The sequence below is a fragment of the Roseomonas aerilata DSM 19363 genome (genome assembly GCF_000711725.1).
In the GTDB taxonomy this organism is placed as follows: domain Bacteria; phylum Pseudomonadota; class Alphaproteobacteria; order Acetobacterales; family Acetobacteraceae; genus Roseomonas; species Roseomonas aerilata.
This window is the reverse complement of sequence record NZ_JONP01000003.1, coordinates 67,927-91,354: the sequence shown is the minus strand read 5'-3', so window position 1 is coordinate 91,354 and position 23,428 is coordinate 67,927. Positions and strand designations below refer to the sequence as shown.

The window sequence follows — 23,428 nt, the reverse complement described above, 5'->3', positions numbered from 1 at the left end:
CTCGCCGCCCCCGCCGCTGGCATCGCCTTGCGGTCCGACCCTCGCGCCCTTCCGCGCAACCCGGCCTTCGCGCCGGATGCCCCGCGGACGGTCACCGTGACCTTTGATGACAACGCGCTGCTGCCGTTGCTCTACGGGGAACACGACCGGCACCTCGCGCGGATCGAGCAGCGATTGGGGGTTCGGATCGCCTCGCGCGGGAACCGGGCGACGATCTCGGGCGGCGCGGAGGGCACGGGCCTCGCGGAATCGGTCCTGCGCGCCCTCTGGCAGCGCCTGGAAAAGGGAGAAGTGACCGGAATGGCCGATGTAGAGGCCGCGCTGCGCATGGCTGACGGCCCCGTGGAGGACCCGCGCCTGCCGCTGGCCGACATGCCCGCCATCCGCACGCGCAAGGGCGCCATCGCGGCCCGCAGCCGTGCCCAGGGCGCCTATATGGACATGCTCCAGCGCCATGAGATGGTCTTCGGCGTCGGCCCCGCCGGCACCGGCAAGACCTACCTCGCGGTTGCCCAGGGCGTGGCCCTGCTGATGGCAAACCAGGTGGACAAGATCATCCTTTCCCGCCCCGCGGTGGAGGCTGGGGAGCGGCTGGGCTTCCTGCCGGGCGACATGAAGGAGAAGGTCGATCCCTATCTCCGCCCCCTCTACGACGCCCTGCACGACATGATGCCGGCCGACCAGGTGGCGCGTCGCCTGGTTTCGGGGGAGATCGAGATCGCGCCGCTCGCCTTCATGCGCGGCCGCACCCTCGCGCACGCCTTCGCCATCCTGGACGAGGCGCAGAACACGACGCCCGCGCAGATGAAGATGTTCCTCACCCGCATGGGCGAGGGCACGCGGATGGTGATCACCGGCGACCCCTCCCAGGTGGACCTGCCGCCGGGGCAGAAATCAGGGCTGGTGGAGGCCCTCTCCATTCTCGATGGGGTGGAGGGGATCGGCATCACCCGCTTCGCCGAGAACGACGTGGTGCGCCACCCCCTGGTCGGGCGGATCGTCTCGGCTTATGGGCGGGCTGAGACCGCGGCGGCCGACGGCCGTGCGGCGCGCGCGAGGTTGAAGGAGTAAGGAAGCGGTGGGCAGTCGCCCGCCCGGCGGAGGACCCGCCGGGCCGAACCACCCTGCGCCGAGCGGCCCTGCCGCCGGCGCGGAGGACGAAGAATCCCCCGGGGAGTTCCTCCCCGGGTGGGAGCATGACATCGACGTTGTGCTGGAGGACCCCGCCTGGCGGTCCGCCGTGCCGCGTGTCGAGGAAGTGGCGCGCCGCGCCGCCGCCGCCGCCTTCGAGGAGGCGGGCGTCGAGGGCGCCGTGACGGTGCTGCTGACCGGCGACCTCCAGGTGAAGCGCCTCAACGGCGAGCACCGCGGCAAGGTGAAGCCCACCAACGTCCTCTCCTTCCCCCCGCTCCACCCCGGCATGCCCGGGGACGTCGCGCTCGCGCTCGGCACGGTGCGGCGGGAAGCGCGCGCCGCCGGGCGCAGCGTCATGGCCCATCTCTCCCACCTCGTGGCGCACGGGGTGCTGCACCTCACCGGCCATGACCATCTCCGGGCCGGCGAGGCCCGCCGGATGGAGCGGGCGGAGGCGCGCATCATGCGCCGTCTCGCCCTGCCCAATCCCTGGAGGGGCGTGGCATGAGCGAGCGCAACGGCCATTCCGAGCGGGCGCATGAGCGCGCCCAGCGCAACAACATCTTCTGGCGCTTCCAGAGCCTTCTCCGCCGGCGCGAGGCCGAGAGCGTGCGCGACCAGGTCGAGGCCCTCGTCGAGAGCGAGGGCGAGGACGGCGCCGCCCCCGAGGCCGACGCGCTGGACGCGAACGAGCGCGTCATCCTTGGCAACGTCCTCAAGCTCCGGAACAAGACCGCGGTGGATGTCATGCTGCCGCGCGCCGACATCATCGGCATGCCCTGCGACCTGACGCTGGAGGAGTCGATCCGCCTCATCCAGCGCGAGGGCCACAGCCGCTTCCCGATCTACCGGGAGAACCTCGACGACATCCGCGGCATGGTCCACATCAAGGACGTCTTCGCCGCCGTCGGCAGGGAAGGCCCCTTCTCACTTGAGGCGGTGCTGCGCCCCCTGCTCTTCGTGGTGCCCCAGGTGCCCGTGCTGGACCTGCTGCTGCAGATGCGCGAGGCCCGCACGCACATGGCCTTGGTCGTGGACGAGTACGGCGGCATCGACGGGCTGGTGACCATTGAGGACCTCGTCGAGACCATCGTCGGCGACATCTCCGACGAGCACGACGAGGAGGCCCCGCCCCAGGCGGTGGAGCGCCCCGACGGCAGCCTCGACCTCGACGCCCGCATGACCATCGAGGCCTTCGAGACCCGCTACGGCGAGGTGCTGACCAACGAGGAGCGGCACCAGGACATCGACACCGTGGGCGGCCTCGTCTTCACCCTTGCCGGGCGCGTACCGGCGCGGGGCGAGCTCGTCTCCCACTCCTCGGGCATCGAGTTCCGCGTGCTGGACAGCGACCCCCGGCGGATCCGCCGCCTGCGGGTCCGCCGCCCGGCCCCGGCGACGCCCGCCATCGAGATGCCCGGCGCCGGCATCGATTCGGGCGCCACCGCGCCCCAGGCCCCCTCCCAGGCGGCGGAATAGGCGGACCCCCTTGCAGCGACTGGCCGGCTACCTGGAATCGCGCGCCGGCTGGCGCGCCCTCGCCGCGGCCTTCGGCCTCGGTGCCCTCTCCTCCCTGGCCATGCCGCCGGTCTTCGCCCTGCCGGTGCTGCTGGTTTCCTTCCCTGGCCTCCTGCTGCTGCTCGGGCGGGCCGAGAGCTGGAAGCGGGCGGCGGCAATCGGCTGGGCCTTCGGCTGGGGCATGCACGTCACCGGCCTCTACTGGATCACCTACTCCATCCTGACGGAGGCGGAACGGCTCTGGTGGCTGGTGCCGTTGGCCGTGCCCCTGCTGGCACTCTGGATGGGGATCTACACGGCCATCCCCGCGGTGCTCGCCTGGCGGGCGGCGCCGGGATGGCCGCGGGTGCTGGTGCTGGCCGGTAGCTGGGTGCTCGCGGAATTCGTGCGGGGCTGGGCCTTCACCGGCTTCCCCTGGAACCTGCTCGGCACCGTCTGGGCTTTCGCCGCCCTGCCCATTCAGGGCGCCGCCTGGATCGGGGTGCACGGCCTCTCGCTGGTGACCGTCCTGCTGGCCTGCACGCCCCTGCTCGGCCGCCGCGCCATGGCCGGCGGCGTCCTGGCCATGGCGGCCTTCGCTGCCTTCGGAGCTGCCCGTCTGGCGCCCACCGATCCGCCGGCTCTGCCCGTCACCCTCGTGCTCGTCCAGGGCAATGTCGCGCAGGAGGCGAAGTGGCGGGAGGAGACGCGGGTGCCGATCTTCCGCCGGTATCTCGAGTTGAGCGCCGAGGGCGCCCAGGCCGCCCTGCGGGAGCACCCCGGCACGCGCCCCGTGGTCATATGGCCGGAGACCGCCAGCCCCTTCCTGCTGACCGACGACACGGAGGCCCGCCGCCTCGCCGCGGCCGCCCTGCCGCCGGGCGGGCTGCTGATCGCCGGCACCGTACGGGCGGAATGGGGGCCGGACCGGCGGCCCTCGAAGCTTTTCAACAGCCTCGTCGCCCTCGGGCCGGACGGGGTGATCGCCGCCACCTACGACAAGTCCCACCTCGTTCCCTTCGGCGAGTACATGCCGCTTTCCGGCCTGCTGCCGATCCGGGTCATTCGCGGCGGGGTGGATTTCGGGGCGGGGCCGGGCCCCGTCGCGCTGGCGCTGCCTGGCCTTCCTGCAGCTGGGCCGCTTATCTGCTATGAGGTGATCTTCCCCGGCGAGGTCGTCGGGGCGGAACGCCCGGGATGGTTGCTGAACATTACGAACGACGCCTGGTTCGGCATATCGGCCGGGCCGCACCAGCACCTGGCGGCCGCTCGGTTGCGCGCCGTGGAGGAGGGCCTACCGCTCGCCCGCGCCGCGCAGACGGGCATCTCGGCGGCCTTCGATTCGCGTGGGCGAGAACTATCGAGTCTCGGATTGGGCGAGACCGGTTTCCTCCTTTCGCCTCTTCCTGCCGCTGGCGAGCCGACGCCCTTCTCCCGCTTCGGTCTCCTGATCCCGGCGCTTCTCGCGGCCATGGCCCTGTTTTCGGGCCTTTTGCACACGAAATCGCGTCGCAACGAATCTGTGGGGAACACCGTTCACGGCAGCTGAGCGGCCTGAACAGCCCTGTCGCAATAATTGGAATCCTCGAAAGAGTTGACAAATCGTTAGTGTCTGTTCAAAGTCGTTTCGATCGTTGCAGGGTTCTATGACGGGCGCGGGCGAGCCGTGCACCGCTCATGGTGTGCAAGACGTGCGCCGCCCCCTGGTATGTGCAAAGAGGAGTGGCGCGTATGGCTGGTGAGGAGTCGCTTGATCGAGTTGAGAAAGCCGAGCACCGCCCCAGCCCGATCGACGTGCATGTGGGCAGCCGCGTTCGGCTGAGGCGCACCCTTCTGGGCATGAGTCAGGAGAAGCTGGGCGAGGCCCTCGGCCTGACCTTCCAGCAGGTCCAGAAGTACGAGCGCGGCGTGAACCGCATCGGCGCGAGCCGTCTCTTCGACCTCGGCCGCGTGCTCGACGTGCCCATCGGCTTCTTCTTCGACGACATGCCGGACAGCATGAGCGGCGCGACCACCGGCATCCGCTCCCGCCTGGCTGGCTTCGCCGAAAGCCAGGAAGGCTTCGAGGACGACACGATGCACCGGCGCGAGACACTTGAGCTGGTGCGCGCCTATTACCGCATCACCGAACCGAGCGTGCGCAAGCGCGTCTTCGACCTTATCAAGAGCCTTGCCCCCACCGAATAGGGCGGCGCTGGCGGCTCTGCGGCGGGGAGGAAGGGGTTCTTCCCCTTCCCGCCCTGTCTCATCACTATTCGCCGGGTTAGCTTAAGAACTCGTGTACGGCCCGGGAAGCTCGGGCGAATTATCGAAGCCGAGCGCCTGCCGAGGATTTTCCGCGCTTGGCCTCAGTCCAGCCCGGCGCGGGTCTGCGGGTTGTCGAAGACCGGGTTGCGGTAGTTCCGCAGGGCCGTGGTCAGCGCCTCAGCCAGGCTGGTCTTTTCCGGCTCATGCAGGAAGTGCCCGATCTCGGTCGATCGGCCGCGCGCTGCCAGCCGCAACTCGCTCACCCGCCCCGGCCGCTCGGTAAGCGCCACGCGCGCCCAGTAGGCGTCGAACTCTACCGCCCTTTGGCGCCCCTTGCGGTCCGTCCGGTCCACCCGGACCCGCCCGCCGGCCAGCGTGATCCGCTCCGCGATCCGGTTCGACCAGCGCCGGTGCGCGCGCAGCAGGCCGATCACGAGCACCACCTCCCCGCCCATGAAGCCTGCCACCGGCCAGGCGCCCAGCGACCAGAAGAGGATCGTCAACCCGCCCGAGGCGAGCATCACCAGCCCCGCGATCACCCGCAGCCCGGCCGCGCTGCCGGACTGGTGGGGAACGGTAAGGGCCTCGAAGAGCGGGGCTTCCTGACCTGCTGTCATCATCGGCAACATAGGGTGTGCGCGCGCGGATTTCCGCCGGAAAGCGGTTCCGGGCTATGGACGATCGCGTGAGCCGCGCCCCCTCCCCGCCCCGCCTCCCCGCCGCCCCGCTGCACGGCACGGCCGCCAAGCCCCGCCGTGCCCGGCGGATGTCGGCTGCCCAGGCGGCCCTCTTCATCCGCGCCTTGGCGGCGGCGAATCCCGAGCCCGAGCCGGAACTCGACTATCGCGACCCCTTCACCCTGCTGGTGGCGGTCGTCCTCTCGGCACAGACGACGGACCTCGCGGTGAACAAGGCCACCGCCACCCTCTTCGCGGAGGCGCCAGACCCCGCCGCCATGGCGGCCCTCGGGCCTGAGGGCATCGCGCGCCACATCCGCCGGATCGGGCTGTGGCAGGCCAAGGCGAAGAACGTGGCGGCCCTCTCGGCGCTTGTGCTTGAGCGCCACGGCGGCGTCGTGCCGAGAGACCGCGCGGCGCTGGAGGCCCTGCCGGGTGTCGGCCGCAAGACCGCCAATGTCGTCCTCAACGTCGCCTTCGGCGAGAACGCCATGGCGGTGGACACGCATATCTTCCGCCTCGGCAATCGCACCGGCCTCGCGCCCGGGGACACTCCGCGGGCGGTGGAGGACGGGCTGGTGAAGCGCTGCCCGCCCGAGCTTCTTCGGGATGCCCATCACTGGCTCATCCTGCACGGGCGCTACGTCTGCAAGGCGCGGCGCCCCGAGTGCTGGCACTGCGTGGCGCGCGAGTTCTGCAACTACCCCGACAAGGTGGCGGGGCCGAGCGGCGGCTGAACTCAGGCCGGCGGCTTCGCGCCCACCTGCTCCACGATCCGCCGGTAGTGTTCGGGGCGGCGATGGGCCTCGAAGTTGAACATCTTCTCCTTGCCCTGGCGGGTCAGGTCGAGGTCGCAATCGGCCACCAGCACCTCGTCGCCCAGCGTCCCTGCCTGGGCCACGATCACCCCGTTCGGGTCCACGATGACGGATCCGCCGATGAGGCCCGACCCGTCCTCGTTCCCCGCCTTGGCCACGCTGACCGCCCAGGTGGCGTTCATGTAGGCGTTCGACTGCGCCGCGAGGGTGGAGTGGAAGGTGCGGATCTCCTCGTTTTCCGTGCTGCCGCCATTGGGGTCATAGGCGGCGGAGTTGTAGCCCATGACCATCAGCTCCACGCCTTGCAGCGCGTAGACTCGCCAGGCCTCGGGCCAGCGGCGGTCGTTGCAGACAAGCATACCCATCACCGGCGCGCCCCAGTCCGGCGCCCCGCGGAAGGCCGGAAAGCCGAGGTCGCCATACTCGAAATAGCGCTTCTCAAGCTGCTGGAAGCGGTCGCCGGGTCGCGGCTCGACCGAGCCCGGCAGATGCACCTTGCGGTACTTCGCGAGGATAGAGCCGTCCGGCCCCGTGCTGATGGCGGAGTTGAAGCGCTGCCCCTGCGGCGTCAGCTCGGCATAGCCGACATAGAAGCCGACGCCGAGTTCGCGCGCCCGGTCGAACAGCGGCTGCACGCGCGGGTTGGGCATCTCGCGCTCGTAGTACTGATCGAGTTCCGCGCCCTCGATCAGCCAGCGTGGGAAGAAGGTGGTGAAGGCCAGCTCGGGGAAAACGACGAACTTCGCGCCCTTCCCGGCGGCTTCCTCCAACAGGGCGATCATGCGGGCAAGGATGGTCTCGCGCGTGTCGGCGCGCTGGTTCGGGCCCATCTGGGCGGCGGCGAGGCGAAGGATGCGGGGCATGGGCGGGGGCTCCTGCGCGGTGTGCGTCACGGGGTGCGTGACCGGGCGGCTTCATGCCGTGCCGGGGTGCGGCACGGCAACCCGGGGTCAGTGCGGTCCGCCATCCCCATCCATGCCATGGACCACCCCCACTGGCTCCCGCCGGCCGATGCCTAGAAGCTGGTAGAGGCCGATAGCCGCGATGGTCGCCGTGCCGATCCCCGCGATGGAGAAGCCGCCGATCGTGACCGTGAAGTTGCCGGAGCCGAGCACGAGCGCCGTGCCGACCGTCAGCAGGTTTCGCGGGTCCGAGAAGTCCACGCGGTTGTCCACCCAAAGCCGGATCATGGCCGCCGCGATCAGCCCGAAGACCACCACGGCCAGCCCGCCCAGCACCGGCCCCGGAATGGTGCGGAGCAGCGCCCCGAATTTCGGCGAGAAGCCGAGGAGGATGGCCGCCAGCGCCGCCACAATGAAAAGAAGCGTGGAGAAGACGCGCGTCACCGCCATCACGCCCATGTTCTCGACGTAGGTCGTCACGCCCGTGCCGCCCCCGTAGCCGGAGACCATGGTGGCGATGCCATCCCCGATGAAGCCGCGGCCGATATAGGGGTCGAGGTTGCGCCCCGTCATCGCGCCGATGGCCTTGATATGACCGAGATTCTCCGCAACGAGGATGAAGGCGACGGGGGCGATGAGCAGCATGGCGCCCGGCTCGAAGCGCGGGCTGCGGAAGGCGGGCATCCCGAACCAGGGGGCCGCCGAGAGTTCGGCGAAGGAGATCGGCGGCAGCAGCCCCATGACGTTGCCGACAACGAGATACAGCACATAGCCGCAGGCGATGCCCGCGAGGATGGAGATGCGGCGGATGGCGAGCGGCGCGTAGACGGCGATGAGGGCCGTGGCCAGGAGCGTCGCCAGCGCGACGAGCACGTGCGGCCCGGTCCCCTCGATCCCTTTCACCGCCACGGGCGCGAGGTTGAGGCCGATGGCCGCCCCCACCGCGCCGGTGACGGCCGGCGGCATCAGCCGCTCCACCCAGTCCGAGCCCGTGATCATCACGAGCACTCCGATGGCCGCGTAGAGCGCCCCGCAGGCGATGATGCCGCCGAGCGCCGGCCCGATATCCGGGTTGGGGCCCGAGCCCGCATAGCCCGTGACCGCGATGACCACCGCGATGAAGGAGAAAGAGGAACCGAGATAGCTGGGCACCCGCCCGCCCACGAGGACGAAGAAGATGAGCGTGCCGATGCCCGAGAAGAGGATCGCGAGGTTCGGGTCGAAGCCCATGAGCAGCGGGCCGAGGATGGTGGAGCCCGACATGGCCACGAGGTGCTGGATGCCCAGCAGCCCGGTGCTGCCCCAGGGCAGGCGCTCGTCCGGGGGAACGGTGGTGCCGCGGGCCAGCGGCCAGCGGGGGAAGAAGGACATGCGCGGAGGGTCCTTGGCTGCTCGGGAGTCGATGGCGGGCACTATGCGGCCCCTTCCCCACGCCGGGCAGGCGGTCGCGCCGACATTCCGCGCCCGCACCCGTATCGGCCCGCCTCAGAGCACGAGGACGCCCCGGTGCTTCGCCTTGCCCTCCGGCTCGACATGGACGGTGACCACCGCCCCGCCAACCTCCTCGTGCAGCGCCTCCTCCAGCCGGTCGCAGATGTCGTGCGCGTCCGCGACGGCCATGCGGGCGGGGACGACGAGGTGGAACTCGATGAAGGTCACGTGCCCCGAGGTCCGCGTGCGCAGGTCGTGCGCTTCCAGCGCGCCCTCGGCGTGGGTGGAAATGACCTGCCGGATGCCCCGCAGCACCTCCGGGTCCACCGCCTTGTCCATGAGTGCGCCGACCGATTCCCGGACCATCCCGAACCCGGCCCATATGATGTTCAGCGCCACGATCCCCGCGAGCGCCGGGTCCAGCCAGAGCCAGCCGGTGACCGGCACCAGGGCGAAGCCCACCAGCACCCCGGCCGAGGTCCAGACATCCGTCAGCACGTGCCGGCCGCTCGCCAGGATCGCGGGGGAGCGCCAGGCGCGGCCGGAGCGGATGAGGTAGGCCGCCCAGACCGCGTTGAGCACGCCCGCGGCGCCGTTGATGACCATGCCGAGCAGCGGCGCGTCCGGCGCCACCGGGTGCAGCCAGGCGCCATAGGCCTCGCGCAGGATGGCCGCCGCCGCGCCGAGGACCAGCATGCCCTCGATCACCGCCGAAAAGTACTCGGCCTTTTGGTGGCCATAGGGGTGGTCGGCATCGGGCGGCACGGCGCTGATGCGCAGCGCCACCAGCGCCGTGAGGGCCGCGACGACGTTGATGACCGTTTCCAGCGCGTCCGAGTAAAGGGCCACGCTGCCCGTCACCCACCAGGCGGCGAGCTTCAGGCCGAGGGCCACGAAGGCAACGGCCAGGCTGCCCCAGGCAGCCCTCATGGTGCGGCTCATGCGAGGCCCCGCGCAGTGAACTGCTGAATATATGAACAGCAATGCACTTGTTTGGAAGCCTGGTCCTTCGCCCGATCAGCCCTTCGTGTTGCCGCATCGGACCTGCCCGGAGCTCCCGCCGGTTTCGAGCAGGGTCGGCGACGGTCGCGACGCCGGAAAAGGGTTAGGATCGCCCCATGGCCGCCACCCTCGCGATCTACCTCGCCGCCGCCCTTGCCGAGATCGTCGGCTGCTTCACCTTCTGGACCTGGCTCCGCCAGGGAGGGTCCGCCCTCTGGCTGATCCCCGGCGTCCTCGCTCTGGTGGCCTTCGCCTGGCTGCTGACGCTCAGCCCGGCGGAGAGCGCGGGCCGCGCCTATGCCGTCTATGGCGGGGTCTATATCGCCACCAGCCTGGGGTGGCTCTGGGCGGCAGAGGGAATGCGCCCGGATCGCTGGGACCTGATTGGGGCCGCCATGTGCCTCGCCGGCGCCGCCGTCATCCTGCTCGGTCCGCGCGCGACGTAGCGCCCGCTCCCAGGCGCATGCCGCGAAGGGACCGGCACCGTCAGGCGGGGCGGCACCCTCTTCCGGCGTGCGGCGCCCAGCCCGGCTACGCTGCGCGCCGGACGGAGGGCACGCCCCGCAGCCGCCCGCCCGGCGTCGCACCGGGAATCCCCGCCGCGAGGTCCGCCGCGGCCAGAAGCCGGTCCAGGTCGATCCCGGTCTCCACGCCCATGCGGCGGAACAGCCAGGCCACGTCCTCGGTCGCGACATTGCCGGTGGCGCCGGGCGCGAAGGGGCAGCCGCCGAGGCCGCCCGCCGCGGAATCGAAGATCCGCACCCCCGCTTCCCAGGCGGCGGCGACGTTGGCGACGCCCATGCCGTAGGTGTCGTGCCCATGGAAGGCGAAGCGCAGTCCCCAGGAGCGGTGCGCCCGCTCGAACAGCCGCCGCACCTGGTCGGGCGCCGCGTTGCCGGTGGTGTCGGCCAGCGCGATCTCCATGCCGGGGTCGAGGGCCACCGCGCGCTCGATCCAGTCCAGCGCCTCCTCGGCCGGCACCACGCCCTCGAAGGGGCAGTGGAAAACGGTGGAGAGGTTGAAGCGAAGCTCCAGCCCCGCCGATTTCGCGTCGCGCACGATGGCCGCGAGGTCGGCGAAGGATTCCTCCCGCGTGCGGTTGAGGTTCGCCTTGTTGTGGCTCTCCGTCGCCGACATAAAGAGGCCGAGCCGCTGCGCGCCCGAGGCCGCCGCCAGCTCGAAGCCGCGGCGGTTCGGCACCAGCACCGTGCATTCGAGGCCGGGCAGATCGAGCGCCGCGCGCAGCACCTCCGCCGTATCCGCCATTTGCGGCACCGCCTTCGGCGAGACGAAGGAACCCACCTCCATCCGCCGGACCCCCGCGGCGTGGATCGCGCGCACGAGGGCGATCTTCGTCTCCGTCGGCACGAAGGGCCCGATGGATTGCAGCCCGTCGCGCGGGGCGACGTCGCTGATCGTGGCGCGCGGATTGGTCGGGGTGATCATCGGCTTCCCTCATTCTTCAGCAGCGCGCCGAAGACGTAGCTGTTGTGCGCTCCGACCGCGGGGCCGGGCCAGCGCACCATGGCGGCGGGCGGCACCCCCTCGAAGCGAAAGGGCGCGGCGGGGTGCGGCACGGTGCCGATCAGCGGATCCTCCACCGGCAGCACCATGTCGCGCGCGAGGAAATGGGGATCCTCCGCGCAGTCTTTCATGTCGTAGAGGCGCGAGCACGGCACCTCCACCGCCTCCAGCGCGTCCTGCGCCTCCTTGGCGGAAAGCGTCCGGGTCCAGGCGGCGATCGCCTCGTCCAGCTCGGCCGCATTGGCGCAGCGGCCGGAATTGCCGGCCATGCGCGGGTCGTCCGCCAGGTCCGCGCGGCCGATGCGCGTCATGAGGCGGCGGAAGATGAGGTCCGAGTTGCCGGCGACCGCCAGCCACTTCCCGTCGGCGCAGGGATAGGTGTTCGTGGGCGCCGCGCTCGGCAGCGCCGCCCCCATGGGCTGGCGAACGCGGCCGAGCATGGCGAACTCCGGCAGCATCCCCTCCATCAGCGAGAAGACGGAGGAGACGAGGTCGAGATCGATCACCGTTCCCTTGCCCTCGGGGTTGCGGTCCCTTCCCCAGCAGGCGGAGACGAGCGCGAGAGCCGCGTACATTCCCGCGAGGTCGTCGCTGATCGAGACGCCGCAGCGCGGCGGCGGCAGATCCGCCTGGCCGGGATTGGCGGTGAGGTGCCGCAGCCCGCCCATCGCCTCCCCGATGGCGCCGAAGGCGGGCTTGTCCCGGTAGGGCCCGTCCTGCCCGTAGCCGGAGACGCGCGCGATCACGAGGCGCGGGTTCATCGCGTGCAACGTCGCGGGCGCGAAGCCCATCCGCTCGATCGCGCCGGGGCGCAGGTTCTCCACCAGCGCGTCCGCGCGGGCGAGAAGGGCGCGGAGCTTCTCCTTCCCCTCCTCCGTCTTGAGGTCGAGCGTGACGGAGAGTTTGTTGCGCCCGTGGATGGAGAACCACACCGCGTGCCCGTTCACCCGCGCGCCCCAGTCGCGGTGCGGGTCGCCCTCCGGCGGCTCCACCTTGATCACCTCCGCCCCGAGATCGGCGAGCAGCCGCGTGGCGAAGGGGGCGGCGATGTAGTGGCCCAGCTCGACCACCCTCAACCCGGTGAGGGGCAGCCTCGGGTCCTGCGGTGGTGTCTCGGGGCCGGGCTGTTCCGGCATGGGCATCTCTCCTGCGTCGGCGGGGATGTTCCCCGGCGCAGAAGCGGTGGCAAGGGGGCGCGTGTCAGGCCCGCGCGAGCACCTCGGCCACAGAGGTCCAGGCGAGGCCGGGATAGCGGCCGTTGTCGAGCGGCGCGAGCTTGCCCCGCCCGCCGAACATGTCCCGCAGGTATTGCAGCCCCTGCCAGGGCGGGAACACCTGCCCCTTCCCCGGGGCGAGGACCTGCGCGGCGCGGATCATGACCGTGAGCGTGCCGAGACCGCCCAGGCGCGTCGGGCGAAAGGGGCGGCCATGCACGTCCGCGGCAACGGCGGCGAGGCCATGGGCACTCACCTGGTCACCCGCGATGCGCAGGATGCGGGGCGCCTCGGAGTCGAGCGCGGCCTCCGCGGTGAAAGCCGCGGTGTCGTCCTTTGTCGTGAAGTCGAGAGGCTGGTCGGGGCTGCCCCAGTAGAGCACGCGGCCGAGGCGCGGCAGGATCAGCGGCATCGCGTCCGCCAGCATGTCCGCGAAGCCGCCGTTCAGGATCGAGGTCGCGCGGATGGGCGCGGCGTCCAACAGCCGGTGGAATTCGCGCCGCAGGTCCAGATTGCGGTTGCCGCCCGGCGCGGTCTTCGTGAAGTCGAGCGAGAAGTCCGAGGGGATGAAGCGCGGCACCCCCGCCGCGACCGCCGCGCGCAACAGCACGGCCTGCGTGCCGAGGATCGTCCCCTCCAGCCCGTTCAGCGCGGAGACGACGCAGACGGCGCCACGGCAGGCCCCGGTCATGGCGTCCTCGTCCCCCAAGTCCAGGCGGATGGCCTCGATGCCTGCCTGCTGGAGCGCGAGCGCGCGCCCGGCCTCGGTGTCGCGCCGGATCGGCGCGACAACATGGGCGCCGCGACGGTGGAGGGCGCGCGCGATGCGGCCGCCAAGATCGCCGGTGGCGCCGGCCACGAGGATACGCGGCGGCTCCGCACCATGCTGGGACATAAGGTGGCTCCTGGATGCCGCCCCGATCTTGGCGCGCAACGTCTCGCGGCAAGTCCCGGTCCGGGCGGGAACCCGATTTGCGCCAGATCAAGGCTCGGGCGGCCGCCCTGCCCTAGGCCAGGGCTCATGACCGCCACCATCCCCTCCCCAGCCCCGTCGAGGGCGCTCCTCGCCCTCGCCGAGGCGAAGGTGCCGCGCTACACGAGCTACCCCACCGCCGCGCAGTTCGGTCAACTGGACGAGGCCACCTATCGCGGCTGGCTGCGGGACGGGATCCGCCCGAACGACCCGCTCTCGCTCTACCTGCACGTCCCTTACTGCCGCGACCTCTGCTGGTACTGCGCCTGCCACGCGAAGCCGACGCGCTCGGAGGCGCGGATCGACGCCTTCGCCGCCGCGCTGGAGGGGGAGGCGGACCTGCTGGCGGCGGCCCTGCCCGAGCACGGCGGCGTCTCCCACCTGCACCTCGGCGGCGGCACGCCCTCCATCCTCGGGCCGGTGCGGATGCGCGCGCTGGTGAACGGCCTCCTTGCCCGCTTCGGCCAGCGGCCGGGGGCGGAACTCGCCATCGAGCTGGACCCGCGCATCCTGGACGAAGGGATGGTGGATACCCTCGGCGAGCTCGGCTTCACCCGCGCCAGCCTCGGGGTGCAGGACATCTCGCCCGAGGTGCAGGCACGGATCGGCCGCCCTCAGCCCTCCGAGCTGATCGCCGTCGCCGTGGACCGGCTGCGGGGCGCGGGCATCGCCGGGGTGAACCTCGACCTCATGTACGGCTTGCCCGGCCAGACGGTGGCGCATGTGGAGGCCAGCGCGCGCTTCGCGGCCTGGCTCGAGGTCGATCGCGTCGCCGTCTTCGGCTACGCCCATGTCGCCTGGATGAAGCCGAACCAGAAGGCCATCGACGCCTCCACCCTGCCCGGCCCCGAGGCCCGGCTGGAACAGGCCGAGGCCGCCGAGCGGGTGCTGTCGGCGGCCGGCTACGTCGCGCTCGGCCTCGACCACTTCGCCTGGCCCAGCGACCCCCTCGCGCGCGCGGCGGCGGAAGGCCGGCTGCGGCGGAACTTCCAGGGCTACACGACCGACGACGCGCCCGTGCGCCTGGGCCTGGGCCCCTCGGCAATCGGCCAGCTGCCGGGCGGCCTCGCCGGCAACATCCTCGACGAGCGCGCCCACGCGGACGCGGTCGCGGAAGGCCACCTGCCCGTCGCGCGCGGCGTCGCCACCAGTGCCGAGGACCTTGCCCGGGGGGCCCTGATCGAACGGCTGATGTGCGACTTCGCCCTCGACCTCGGCAACACCGCGCCATCCATGCAGCCTGCTATCGCGTCCGCCCTCGCCGCCATGGCCCCGCTTCGGGACCAGGGGCTGGTCGAACTCACGCCGGGCCGCGTGGTGGTGACACCCCAGGGGCGCCGCTTCGTGCGCCAGGTGGCAGCCTGCTTCGACGCCTATCTCGCGCCGTCGGCGCAACGGCATTCGGCGGCGGTTTGATCGGGCAGGGCGAGTGACTCCGGGGGGAGAGAAAGAATTCTCTCCCCCCGGACCCCCTCTCATCTTTTTCTATCGGTTTGACCGGTTGTGGGGCCGGTGCGCCTCGGGTCGTGGACCCGAGGCGACGGCACGCTCGGGATGGTTCCGCGAGCCGCAGATGAGGCTCCAAGGGCCTCAGGCCCTTGGCGGGCGCGGGACGAACGCTGCGCGTTCGCCCGGGAGGTCTGGAGAGGGAGGAGCCCTCTCCAGAGCCACCGGATCAGCCCTCGGCCGCCGGCGAAAGATGGGGCGGCAGGATGAGGGTCGCGGAGAGCCCCGGCGGGGAGGCGCCGGGCCGTGTATCCGCCAGCACGAGTTCCCCCCCGTGCAGCCCGGCCACGGCGCGCACAAGCGAGAGGCCGAGGCCGTAGCCGGGGGTGGCGCGCGCGCTGTCCGCGCGGAAGAAGCGCTCGCCCGCGCGGGCGCGGTCCGCCGGGGAGAGGCCCGGCCCCTCGTCCGCCACAGTGATGCGCAGCGCCCCCGCCGAGAGCCCGGCCGAGAGGCGGATGATCCCCCCGGCGGGGGAGAACTTCACCGCGTTGTCCAACAGATTCGCGACGGCCTGGAGCAGGAGGTCGCGGTCGCCGGTCAGCGGCAGGGATTCCGGCAGATCCACCCGAAGCGCCACGCCCCGCGCCTCCGCAATGGCGTCGTAGAGCTCGGCGGCATCGGCCAGCAGCGGCGCGAGGTCGAGAGAGGCGAAGGCGGCGCGGCGGGCGCCCGCCTCGGCCTCGGTGATGCGCAGCACGGCCTGGAAGATGCGCGTCATGCCGTCGAGGTCAGCCAAGCCCGTCTCGATCGCGCGGCGCATGGTCTCGGCATCGCCGTCCAGCGCCTCCTCCAGCCGGCCGCGGGCGCGGGCGACGGGGGTGCGGAGGTCGTGCGCGATCGCGTCGGACACGCCCCGGATACCCGCCATGAGGGTGCCGATGCGGTCCAGCATGGCGTTCAGCGTGCGGCCCAGCCGGTCGAACTCGTCCTCCTTCCCGGAGAGGGGCACGCGCTGGCTGAGGTCGCCCTGGGCGATAGCCTGCACCGTCTCGGCGGCCGGGCGCAGGCGGGACTGGAGGGCGCGGCGCAGCAGCAGCGCGCCGATGAGGGCGATGAGGCAGGAGGCGCTGGCCGCCCAGCCGAGGCCGCGCCCGAGCAGCTCGCGCAGCCGCAGCCGTTCCTCCACGTCGCGCCCGACGATCAGGCGGTCCCCATTCGCGAGGTCGGCGCGGTAGAGACGCGCCTCCGTCAGCGCGCCCTCCCGCACGAGGGGGGCGCGCAGCCAGCGCAGCGCCTCGGCCTCGGGCGCCGGGCCGTCCAACTCGTCCGGCGTGTCCGCGAGGTTGCCGGCGATCTGGCGGCCGGCGGCATCGGTCAGGCGGTAGAGGTCCTGGGAATCCCCGTCGCGCTGCAGGCGGAAGATGATGGCCTGTTCCACCCCCGCCCGCCCCGCGTCGCGGTAGCGCTGCATGAGGGCGGCGACATCGGCGCGGATGGCGGCGTCCGTCTGCCGGTCCAGCCCGCCCGCCGTGTTCCACCAGACGATGCCCGCGAAGGCGACGCCGCCGAGGAGGAACATGACGGCGAAGAAGACAGCGAAGCGAAAGCCCGCGCTGTCGATCAGGCGCGGCGCCGGCGCGCGCCGGATTTCCGCCGCGACCACGAAGCCGCCTCGCCTCAGGCGCCGGCCTTCACGCCGCGTCCTCGGCGCGGATCATGTAGCCGGCGTTGCGGATGGTGTGGATCAGCGGCTTCTCGAAGCCGCGGTCGAGCTTCTGCCGTAGGCGGGAGACGTGCACGTCGATGACATTCGTCTGCGGGTCGAAGTGGTAGTCCCACACCTTCTCAAGCAGCATCGTGCGCGTCACCACCTGGCCGGCATGGCGCATCAGGTGCTCGAGCAGCCGGAACTCGCGCGGCTGCACGTCGATCCGCTTGCCCCCGCGCGTGACGGAGCGGGAGAGGAGGTCCAGCTCCAGGTCCGCGACGCGCAGCCGCGTGGCAGGCACCTCGGCGGCGGGGCGGCGGCCGAGCGCATCCACACGCGCGAGGAGTTCGGCGAAAGCGAAGGGCTTGGTGAGGTAATCGTCGCCCCCCGCCTTCAGCCCGCGCACCCTCTCATCGACGGAGGAGAGGGCAGTGAGGAACAGCACGGGCGTGCGGTTCTCCTGCCCACGGAGCGTCTCGACCAAGCGCAGCCCGTCCACGCCGCCCGGCAGCATGCGATCGATGACGAGCAGGTCGAAGGGCTCGCCGGCGGCGGCAAAAAGGCCGTCGCGGCCGTTGTCGCGGTGCTCGACGGCGTGGCCGGCCTCGGTCAGGCCACGGCGGACAAAGCGGGCGACCTCGGGGTCGTCCTCAACGAGGAGGATACGCATGGTGGTCCTTAGTGTTCTGTCCCAGGGAGAATGCCGGGCCGAGCGGTAGAGGGCCAGATGGGAGCAGGACAAGAGTTCATCCACCCGGATGGCACATCTAAACGGCGGAGAGCAGGATTCCTGATTGCTGGAGCAGCAGGTTATCCTCTCAGCGATAACAGAAACCTGTCGATCCTCATGCTGGCAGTGGCATTTTATCAGGATCGACAAGTTTAAGACGTTAGGGCCAGGTCTTAGTCATGGATTTCCTCGAAGGTCTTTCCAAATTCCCCATTTGGCATCCTCCGCCGAGCACCAAACCATCTCCGACCTACCTTGGCGAGGAAAGGCATGCCACCATTTTCCTTGCCGTCGGACAGGCAGTCAACGAATGGGAGCGGTTTGAATTGCAGATGGCGATTTTGTTCCGCACCTTCTGCGAAGCTGAGTCGCGAGCTGCTCAACGCGCTTATGGTACGATTTTTGGAGCACTTGGAAAAGGCGACGCAATCACCGCAGCTGCCACAGAATTTTTCAGGCGCCGCTCGAGCCCAAACTCAGATGATGCTGCGATGCAGGAGGAAGACAAGACAAGATTGAAGAAGCTCCTGAAGGCCCACACTGCGGCCGCAGCCTACCGCAACAACATTGCACATGGAATGGTGTGGGAGATGCGCATAACTAGGTCTGACGGGACTACAGCATCAGGAGGCCTTTATCTCTGCGCATCTCCGCAAACTACCAAGAAGCTGGAACTTCCTGATAGCGCCTTATCCACCTACTATTATCGTGCAGCAGAAATTCAACATTGCACTAAGCGTTTCAGCGAACTCGCATATTTCACGCTGGATCTAGCAGCACGAATAGAAAACCATTATCTTGATCCTGCTAAAGATCCTCAAGAGTAATCACCTTCAAGAGTACGCCCCCACACTTCCTGTGCAGAGGGCAGAACGCTCAAAGCCGTTCTGCACCGTCATCGTGACCAAGTAGATCTGGCGCCCTAATAGTGCTTGGCCTACGCCCCCCCTACTGCGGCTGCACCGCCGCCGCCGTCCCCGGCGGGCGCCGCCCCACCTGCACGTTCACGTCCTGCCCGCGCCCGTCCCGCGTCAGGGTCAGCCGCACGCTCTGCCCGGGCGTGACGCCCGCGATGCTGCGGATCAGCGCGCGGGAACTCTCGATGCGGTCGCCGTTCAGGGCGGTGACGAGGTCGCCCTGCCGCAGCCCCGCCCGCGCGGCGGGGGAGTTGCGCTCGACCCCCTGGATCTGCACGCCGCGCCGGCCGCGCGGGGCGTCCGGGTTCACGTCCTGCACGGCGACGCCGAGCCAGCCGCGCTCTACCCGGCCATCGCGCCGAAGCTGATCGATGACGCCGCGCGCGAGGTCGGAGGGTGTGGCGAAGCCGATGCCGGCGGAGGCGCCGGAGGGGGAGTAGATGGCGGTGTTGATGCCGATCACCTCGCCGGCCGTGTTGAACAGCGGCCCGCCGGAATTACCGGGGTTGATGGCGGCGTCGGTCTGAATGAAGTCGTCGAAGGGCCCCGCCCCGATCTCGCGCCCGCGGGCGGAGACGATGCCGGTGGTGACCGTGCCGCCGAGGCCGAAGGGATTGCCCGCCGCCATCACCCACTGCCCCACGCGCACGGGGCTGCTGCCCCAGGGCACGGCGGTCAGCGGCACGCGCGACTCGATCCGCAACAGGGCGAGGTCCGTCAGCTCGTCGGTGCCCACCACGCGCGCCGGGTGCTCCGTGCCATCCTGGAGGGATACGACGACGCGGGCGGCGGAGCCGACGACGTGGTTGTTGGTCACCACGAAGCCGCTGGGGTCGATGATGAAGCCCGATCCTGCGCCCTGCACCTGCTGGCGGTTGCGGCGCTCGCGGAAGTAGCGCTCGAAGGGCGTGCCGCGCAGCTCCGGCGGAACCTGCGCCGTCTGCTCGCCCGTCACCGCGATGTTCACCACGGCCGGCAGCACCGCCTGGGCGAGGTCCGCGAAGTCCGGCAGCACCGTCATGCGGGGGGAGGCGGATTGCGCGCGGGCGTCGAGCGGCGTGCAGCCGGGGGCGATCGCGACGGCGGCAAGGGCCAGCAGGGCGGCGCGGCGGCCCGGGGAGGTCGCCGGCGGCGCGGGGGGCTGGAAGGCGGTATCGGGCATGCGGGCTACTGGCTCTCCGGCAAGTCGCGAGAATGTCACCCCATAGAGGGGTAGCGTCGAGGAGGTGTTCAAGGTCCGGGGATCAGCCCCCGGCGGAGGGGTCCTCCGGCCAAGCGTGGCGCGGGTATCGCCCGCGCATCTCCCGCCGCACCTCCGCCCAGCCGCCGCGCCAGAAGCCCGGCAGGTCCGAGGTGACGGCGATCGGCCGCCCGGCGGGGGAGAGGAGCGAGATCTGCAGCGGGATGCGCCCGCCCATCAGCCGCGGCGGGTCGGCCAGGCCGAAGAGGTGCTGGGCGCGGGCCTCGATGGCCGGCACCTCGCGGTCGTAGTCGATGGCAGCGCTGCGGCCCTCCGGCAGGTCCACCCGCGCGGGCAACTCGGCATCGAGGCGCCGCCGCAACTCCCAGGGAACGAGGGATTGCAGCACTGCCATGGTATCGATCCCGCGCAGCTCCGCGAGGCGCGACTTCCCGTGCAGGTAGGGGGCCAGCCATTCGGCGACGGTCGAGGCGAGGGTCGCGTCCGACACATCCGGCCAGGGCGCGCCCTCTGTCACGTAAGCCCAGCGGAGGCGGGCGCGAAGCCCCACGGCCGCTTTCGTCCAATCGAGGTCGCGGAAGGCGCGGCCGGCGGCGGCGTGCGCCAGGGCCTCTGCTACCTGTGCCGGATCGGCGTGGGGAAGCGTCGATTCCTCCAGCACCAGCGGGCCGAAGCGCAGCCGCCGGCGGGCAACGACCGCTCCGGCGCGGGCGTCGAACTCGGTCACCTCCTCCCGCACGAAGCGCTCGGGGAAGCGGGCCTCCAGCACCGCGCGGTCGAGCGGCGCCGCCATGCGGATGCGGGATTCCGTCCCTTGCAGCTCCAGCGCCGCCACAGCCAGCAGCGCGGATTTGCGGAGCGGGTCGGTCGCCGCCAGCCGCGCGCCCTGGCCGGAGGCGAGGCGATAGGCGCCCTCCATCGTGCCGCGCCGGGCGGCAATGCGGTCGGGGAAGCCGGCGGCGAGCAGCGCGGCCGGGTCGCCATCGGGATCCGTCCGCTCGGGCACCGACAGGCGGCGGCGGTGAAGCCCCGCCGTGCGGCGGATGCGGGCGACGGTCGCGCGGTCCGCCTCCGGGTGGTCGCCCCCGCGCAGCAGGTCGAGGCGGAGGTGAAGATCGGTCGGCGCCTCGCGGTTACGGATCGGGTCGCGCTCCTCCAGCAGGGCGGCGAGGTCGGCGGCCAGCGCCCCTTCCCCCGGCGTGCGCGTCTCGACCATCACGCGGGCGAGGCGCGGATGGGCGCCGAGCCGGGCCATGCGCCGCCCGGTCGCGGTGATCCGCCCCTCGCCGTCCAGCGCGTCCAGGTCGTGCAGCAGGGCGCGCGCGGCGGCCAGGGCGCCCTCGGGCGGCGGGTCGAGGAAGGGCAGCGCGCGGGGATCGGCGCCCCAGGCCGCGCAGTCGAGCGCGAGGCCGGACAGTTCCGCTTCCAGCATCTCCGGCCGGTCGGCGAGAGACAGGCCGCGGTGCAGCGCTTCGGTCCAGAGACGGATGGCGACGCCGGGCTCCGTGCGCCCCGCGCGCCCCGCTCGCTGCTCGGCGGCGGCCCGGGAGATGCGGACGGTGACGAGCCGGGTCAGGCCGGTGGCCGCGTCGAGGCGCGGGGCGCGGCGGAAGCCGCCATCCACGACGATCCGCACGCCCGGCACCGTCAGCGAGGTCTCGGCTATGGAGGTGGCGAGCACCACCTTGCGCCGGGTGGAGGGGTTCAGCGCCCGGTCCTGCTCGGCGGGCGGCATCTCGCCGTGCAGCGGCAGCACCTCGGCCTCGATGCCGGAAAGGCGCTCGGCTGTGCGCCGGATCTCGCCCCAGCCGGGCAGGAAGGCGAGGACATCGCCGGGATGCGCGCGCAGGGCCTCGCGGATGGCGCCCGCCATCGCCTCCGGCAGGTCGCGCGGTTCCTTGATGTCGCGCGGGCGGTGGTGGACGGCCACGGGGAAGGCGCGGCCGGCGCTCTCGATCAGCGGGGCGTCCAGCAGCCCGCCGAAGCCTGCGGCGTCCAGCGTCGCGGACATGGCCACCAGCCGCAGGTCCGGCCGTAGCGCGCGCTGCATGTCGAGGCAGAGGGCGAGGCCGAGATCGGTGTCGATGTGCCGCTCATGCGCCTCGTCGAAGAGCACGGCCGAGACGCCCTCGAGGTCCGGGTCGGATTGCAGGCGGCGGACCAGCAGGCCCTCGGTCACCACCTCGATCCGCGTGCGGTCGGAAACGGCGCGGTCAAGGCGGGTGGAGAGGCCGACCAGGCCGCCCGGCCCGCCCTCCCCGGCCAGATCCGCCATGCGGCGCGCGGCCGCGCGGGCGGCGACGCGGCGGGGTTCCAGCACGAGGATCTTGCCCGTAGCCCAGGGCTCGTCGAGCAGGGTGAGCGGAACGATGGTCGTCTTGCCCGCGCCCGGGGGCGCGACGAGGACGGCGTTGGAACCGGCGCGGAGCGTTTCGAGAAGCGCGGGAAGGGCCTCGGCGACGGGGAGTTCGGGAAGCTGCATGGAGGGCCGGTCTCGGCGCCGGGGGGCGGCTTGTCAAACCGCGGGGCCGCGCCGCGGGGAAATTCGCGCCACGGCGTCACATCCGGCCGCCCTGCCCCGTCCTATGGCCGCAACCCCAGCAAGGACAGCGCGCCATGACGCCCCGCCTCGACTACTTTGCCGCCGCCCCCAGGCTCATGCAGGCCATGGTCAACCTCGAGAAGGCCGTTGCCTCCTCGGGGCTGGAGCACGGGCTGATCGAGCTGGTGAAGACCCGCGCCTCGCAGATCAACGGCTGCGCCTTCTGCATCGACATGCACACGCGCGACGCCCGCAAGGCCGGGGAGAGCGAGGCGCGCCTCTACCTCCTCGACGCCTGGCGCGAGGCGCCGCACTACACGCCCCGCGAGCGCGCAGCCCTCGCCTGGACCGAGGCGCTGACCCTCGTGGCCGGCACGCGCGCGCCGGACGAGGATTACGATGGCCTGAGGCCGCATTTCACCGAGGAGGAGATCGTGAAGCTGTCCCTGCTGATCGCGACGATCAACGCCTGGAACCGGCTGGCCATCGGCTTCCGCGCCGTGCCGGCCTCGGCGGTCCAGGCGGCGGCCTGACGGTGACGGGCGGGCCCGAGGCCATCGAGCACTTCGCGCCGCTGCGCGCGGAGCTGATCGGGCTCGCCTACCGCATGACCGGCTCGCTCGCGACGGCGGAGGACATCGCGCAGGACGCCTTCCTCCGCTGGAATGCGGCGGACCGCGGCAGGATCGAGGTGCCGCGGGCCTGGCTGCTGAAGGCCACTGCCCGCCTCAGCCTCGACCACCTCCGCTCCGCCCGGCACCGGCGCGAGCTCTATGTCGGCCCCTGGCTGCCCGAACCGGTGCTCGATTCCGGGGAGGCACCGCAGCAGGCCGAACACGCCCACGTGCAGGAGCTGTCGGTCGCCTTCCTCCTCGCCCTGCAGCGCCTCACCCCGGCGGAGCGGGCGGTCTTCATCCTGCATGACCTTTTCGAGACCCCCTTCTCCGAGATCGCTACCCTTCTCGCCCGCAGCGAGGCAGCGTGCCGCAAGCTCGCCACCCGTGCCCGCGCGCATCTCGGCGAAGCGGAGCCGCGGCAGTCCGTGACGGAGGAGGAGGCGCGGCGGATCGCCGGCGCCTTCCTCGCGGCCTCCCGCAACGGCGACGAGACCGCGCTGCGCGGGCTGCTGGCGGAGGACGTGGTGCTGCGGACGGATGGCGGCGGCATCCGTCCCGCGGCCCTCAACCCCATCGCGGGTGCGGACAAGGTTGGGCGCTTCTTCGCTGGCCTGGCCCGCAAGCGGTTGGCACCCCCCTCCCCGCTGCTGCATATCGGCCGCGTCAACGCGCTGCCCGGCTACGTCACGCTGGAACCGGACGGGTTGCCGCAGACCACGGCGCTGGAGATCCGGGACGGGCGGATCGCCGCCATCTACATTGTGCGAAACCCGGAGAAGCTGGGGCTGGTGCGCACGGCGGTGCGGGCCTGACGGCCGCGGCCGCGCCTCCGCGAGGGGCGGGTGCCC

Annotated in this window: 22 protein-coding genes; 11 read left to right on the top strand and 11 right to left on the bottom strand. The window is 71.5% G+C overall.

The window, feature by feature from the left end; all coding sequences use genetic code 11:
- Positions 1–27 precede the first annotated feature (27 nt).
- The 5 genes from BO39_RS04700 (at position 28) to BO39_RS04680 (ending at position 4,818) form a co-directional block, all read left to right on the top strand.
- Positions 28–1,071: a PhoH family protein gene (locus BO39_RS04700; RefSeq protein WP_043830889.1), complete on the top strand. Its 1,044-nt coding sequence runs from the start codon at positions 28–30 to the stop codon at positions 1,069–1,071.
- 7 nt (positions 1,072–1,078) lie between these two features.
- Positions 1,079–1,642 carry an rRNA maturation RNase YbeY gene (gene ybeY / locus BO39_RS04695; RefSeq protein WP_245614961.1) on the top strand — a complete coding sequence of 188 codons (564 nt, stop codon included), beginning with the start codon at positions 1,079–1,081 and terminating at the stop codon, positions 1,640–1,642.
- Positions 1,639–2,613: a hemolysin family protein gene (locus BO39_RS04690; protein WP_084697848.1), complete on the top strand. Its 975-nt coding sequence runs from the start codon at positions 1,639–1,641 to the stop codon at positions 2,611–2,613. The genes ybeY and BO39_RS04690 overlap by 4 nt, the downstream gene beginning before the upstream one ends.
- A gap of 10 nt (positions 2,614–2,623) precedes the next feature.
- A complete protein-coding gene (gene lnt, locus BO39_RS04685) occupies positions 2,624–4,180 on the top strand; it encodes an apolipoprotein N-acyltransferase (protein ID WP_052401501.1) in 1,557 nt (518 codons plus the stop codon).
- A 182-nt stretch (positions 4,181–4,362) separates the two neighbouring features.
- Positions 4,363–4,818: a helix-turn-helix domain-containing protein gene (locus BO39_RS04680; RefSeq protein WP_043830561.1), complete on the top strand. Its 456-nt coding sequence runs from the start codon at positions 4,363–4,365 to the stop codon at positions 4,816–4,818.
- Between the two features lie 161 nt (positions 4,819–4,979).
- On the opposite strand, the gene BO39_RS29650 is transcribed toward BO39_RS04680, so the two are convergent.
- Complete coding sequence (locus BO39_RS29650; protein WP_169742729.1) at positions 4,980–5,498, bottom strand: DUF2244 domain-containing protein; 519 nt, start codon at positions 5,496–5,498, stop codon at positions 4,980–4,982.
- 146 nt (positions 5,499–5,644) lie between these two features.
- On the opposite strand from BO39_RS29650, the gene nth reads away from it, so the two are divergent.
- Positions 5,645–6,292, top strand: a complete 648-nt coding sequence (gene nth, locus BO39_RS04670; RefSeq protein WP_156963505.1) for an endonuclease III — start codon at positions 5,645–5,647, stop codon at positions 6,290–6,292.
- 2 nt (positions 6,293–6,294) lie between these two features.
- Here nth and BO39_RS04665 read toward each other — a convergent pair whose 3' ends face one another.
- From BO39_RS04665 to BO39_RS04655, 3 genes are all read right to left on the bottom strand, one after another.
- Positions 6,295–7,236 (bottom strand): N-carbamoyl-D-amino-acid hydrolase, encoded by a 942-nt coding sequence (locus tag BO39_RS04665; protein WP_043830558.1) that lies wholly within the window; start codon positions 7,234–7,236, stop codon positions 6,295–6,297.
- An 87-nt stretch (positions 7,237–7,323) separates the two neighbouring features.
- A complete protein-coding gene (locus BO39_RS04660) occupies positions 7,324–8,646 on the bottom strand; it encodes a uracil-xanthine permease family protein (protein ID WP_043830555.1) in 1,323 nt (440 codons plus the stop codon).
- A gap of 114 nt (positions 8,647–8,760) precedes the next feature.
- Positions 8,761–9,648 carry a cation diffusion facilitator family transporter gene (locus BO39_RS04655; RefSeq protein WP_043830553.1) on the bottom strand — a complete coding sequence of 296 codons (888 nt, stop codon included), beginning with the start codon at positions 9,646–9,648 and terminating at the stop codon, positions 8,761–8,763.
- Between the two features lie 176 nt (positions 9,649–9,824).
- Here BO39_RS04655 and BO39_RS04650 point away from each other — a divergent pair, with 176 nt between their 5' ends.
- Positions 9,825–10,154: a YnfA family protein gene (locus BO39_RS04650; protein WP_043830551.1), complete on the top strand. Its 330-nt coding sequence runs from the start codon at positions 9,825–9,827 to the stop codon at positions 10,152–10,154.
- An 85-nt stretch (positions 10,155–10,239) separates the two neighbouring features.
- On the opposite strand, the gene BO39_RS04645 is transcribed toward BO39_RS04650, so the two are convergent.
- The 3 genes from BO39_RS04645 to BO39_RS04635 all read right to left on the bottom strand — a co-directional run bounded on the left by BO39_RS04645 (position 10,240) and on the right by BO39_RS04635 (position 13,341).
- The gene (locus BO39_RS04645; RefSeq protein ID WP_043830549.1) at positions 10,240–11,154 is read right to left on the bottom strand and encodes a hydroxymethylglutaryl-CoA lyase; all 915 of its coding nucleotides are present in this window, start codon (positions 11,152–11,154) and stop codon (positions 10,240–10,242) included.
- Positions 11,151–12,368 (bottom strand): CaiB/BaiF CoA transferase family protein, encoded by a 1,218-nt coding sequence (locus BO39_RS04640; protein WP_245614959.1) that lies wholly within the window; start codon positions 12,366–12,368, stop codon positions 11,151–11,153. The genes BO39_RS04645 and BO39_RS04640 overlap by 4 nt, the downstream gene beginning before the upstream one ends.
- 64 nt (positions 12,369–12,432) lie before the next feature.
- Positions 12,433–13,341, bottom strand: a complete 909-nt coding sequence (locus BO39_RS04635; RefSeq protein WP_043830545.1) for an NmrA family NAD(P)-binding protein — start codon at positions 13,339–13,341, stop codon at positions 12,433–12,435.
- A 126-nt stretch (positions 13,342–13,467) separates the two neighbouring features.
- Here BO39_RS04635 and hemN point away from each other — a divergent pair, with 126 nt between their 5' ends.
- Positions 13,468–14,835: an oxygen-independent coproporphyrinogen III oxidase gene (gene hemN / locus BO39_RS04630; protein WP_052401497.1), complete on the top strand. Its 1,368-nt coding sequence runs from the start codon at positions 13,468–13,470 to the stop codon at positions 14,833–14,835.
- A gap of 259 nt (positions 14,836–15,094) precedes the next feature.
- Here hemN and BO39_RS04625 read toward each other — a convergent pair whose 3' ends face one another.
- Both BO39_RS04625 and BO39_RS04620 read right to left on the bottom strand, forming a co-directional pair.
- Positions 15,095–16,528, bottom strand: coding sequence for a sensor histidine kinase (locus BO39_RS04625; protein ID WP_052401495.1), 1,434 nt, complete (start codon positions 16,526–16,528; stop codon positions 15,095–15,097).
- Positions 16,529–16,556: 28 nt separating this feature from the next.
- Complete coding sequence (locus BO39_RS04620) at positions 16,557–17,243, bottom strand: winged helix-turn-helix domain-containing protein (RefSeq protein ID WP_043830543.1); 687 nt, start codon at positions 17,241–17,243, stop codon at positions 16,557–16,559.
- 239 nt (positions 17,244–17,482) lie between these two features.
- On the opposite strand from BO39_RS04620, the gene BO39_RS32440 reads away from it, so the two are divergent.
- The gene (locus BO39_RS32440) at positions 17,483–18,130 is read left to right on the top strand and encodes a hypothetical protein (protein ID WP_156963481.1); all 648 of its coding nucleotides are present in this window, start codon (positions 17,483–17,485) and stop codon (positions 18,128–18,130) included.
- A gap of 121 nt (positions 18,131–18,251) precedes the next feature.
- Here BO39_RS32440 and BO39_RS04615 read toward each other — a convergent pair whose 3' ends face one another.
- Together BO39_RS04615 and hrpB are read right to left on the bottom strand one after the other, a co-directional pair.
- Complete coding sequence (locus BO39_RS04615; RefSeq protein WP_052401492.1) at positions 18,252–19,382, bottom strand: trypsin-like peptidase domain-containing protein; 1,131 nt, start codon at positions 19,380–19,382, stop codon at positions 18,252–18,254.
- Between the two features lie 82 nt (positions 19,383–19,464).
- The gene (hrpB, locus tag BO39_RS04610; RefSeq protein ID WP_043830542.1) at positions 19,465–21,903 is read right to left on the bottom strand and encodes an ATP-dependent helicase HrpB; all 2,439 of its coding nucleotides are present in this window, start codon (positions 21,901–21,903) and stop codon (positions 19,465–19,467) included.
- 134 nt (positions 21,904–22,037) lie between these two features.
- Here hrpB and BO39_RS32435 point away from each other — a divergent pair, with 134 nt between their 5' ends.
- Together BO39_RS32435 and BO39_RS32430 are read left to right on the top strand one after the other, a co-directional pair.
- Positions 22,038–22,496, top strand: coding sequence for a carboxymuconolactone decarboxylase family protein (locus tag BO39_RS32435; RefSeq protein ID WP_043830540.1), 459 nt, complete (start codon positions 22,038–22,040; stop codon positions 22,494–22,496).
- Positions 22,497–22,498: 2 nt separating this feature from the next.
- Positions 22,499–23,392 carry a sigma-70 family RNA polymerase sigma factor gene (locus tag BO39_RS32430; RefSeq protein ID WP_211257384.1) on the top strand — a complete coding sequence of 298 codons (894 nt, stop codon included), beginning with the start codon at positions 22,499–22,501 and terminating at the stop codon, positions 23,390–23,392.
- Positions 23,393–23,428: the final 36 nt, after the last annotated feature.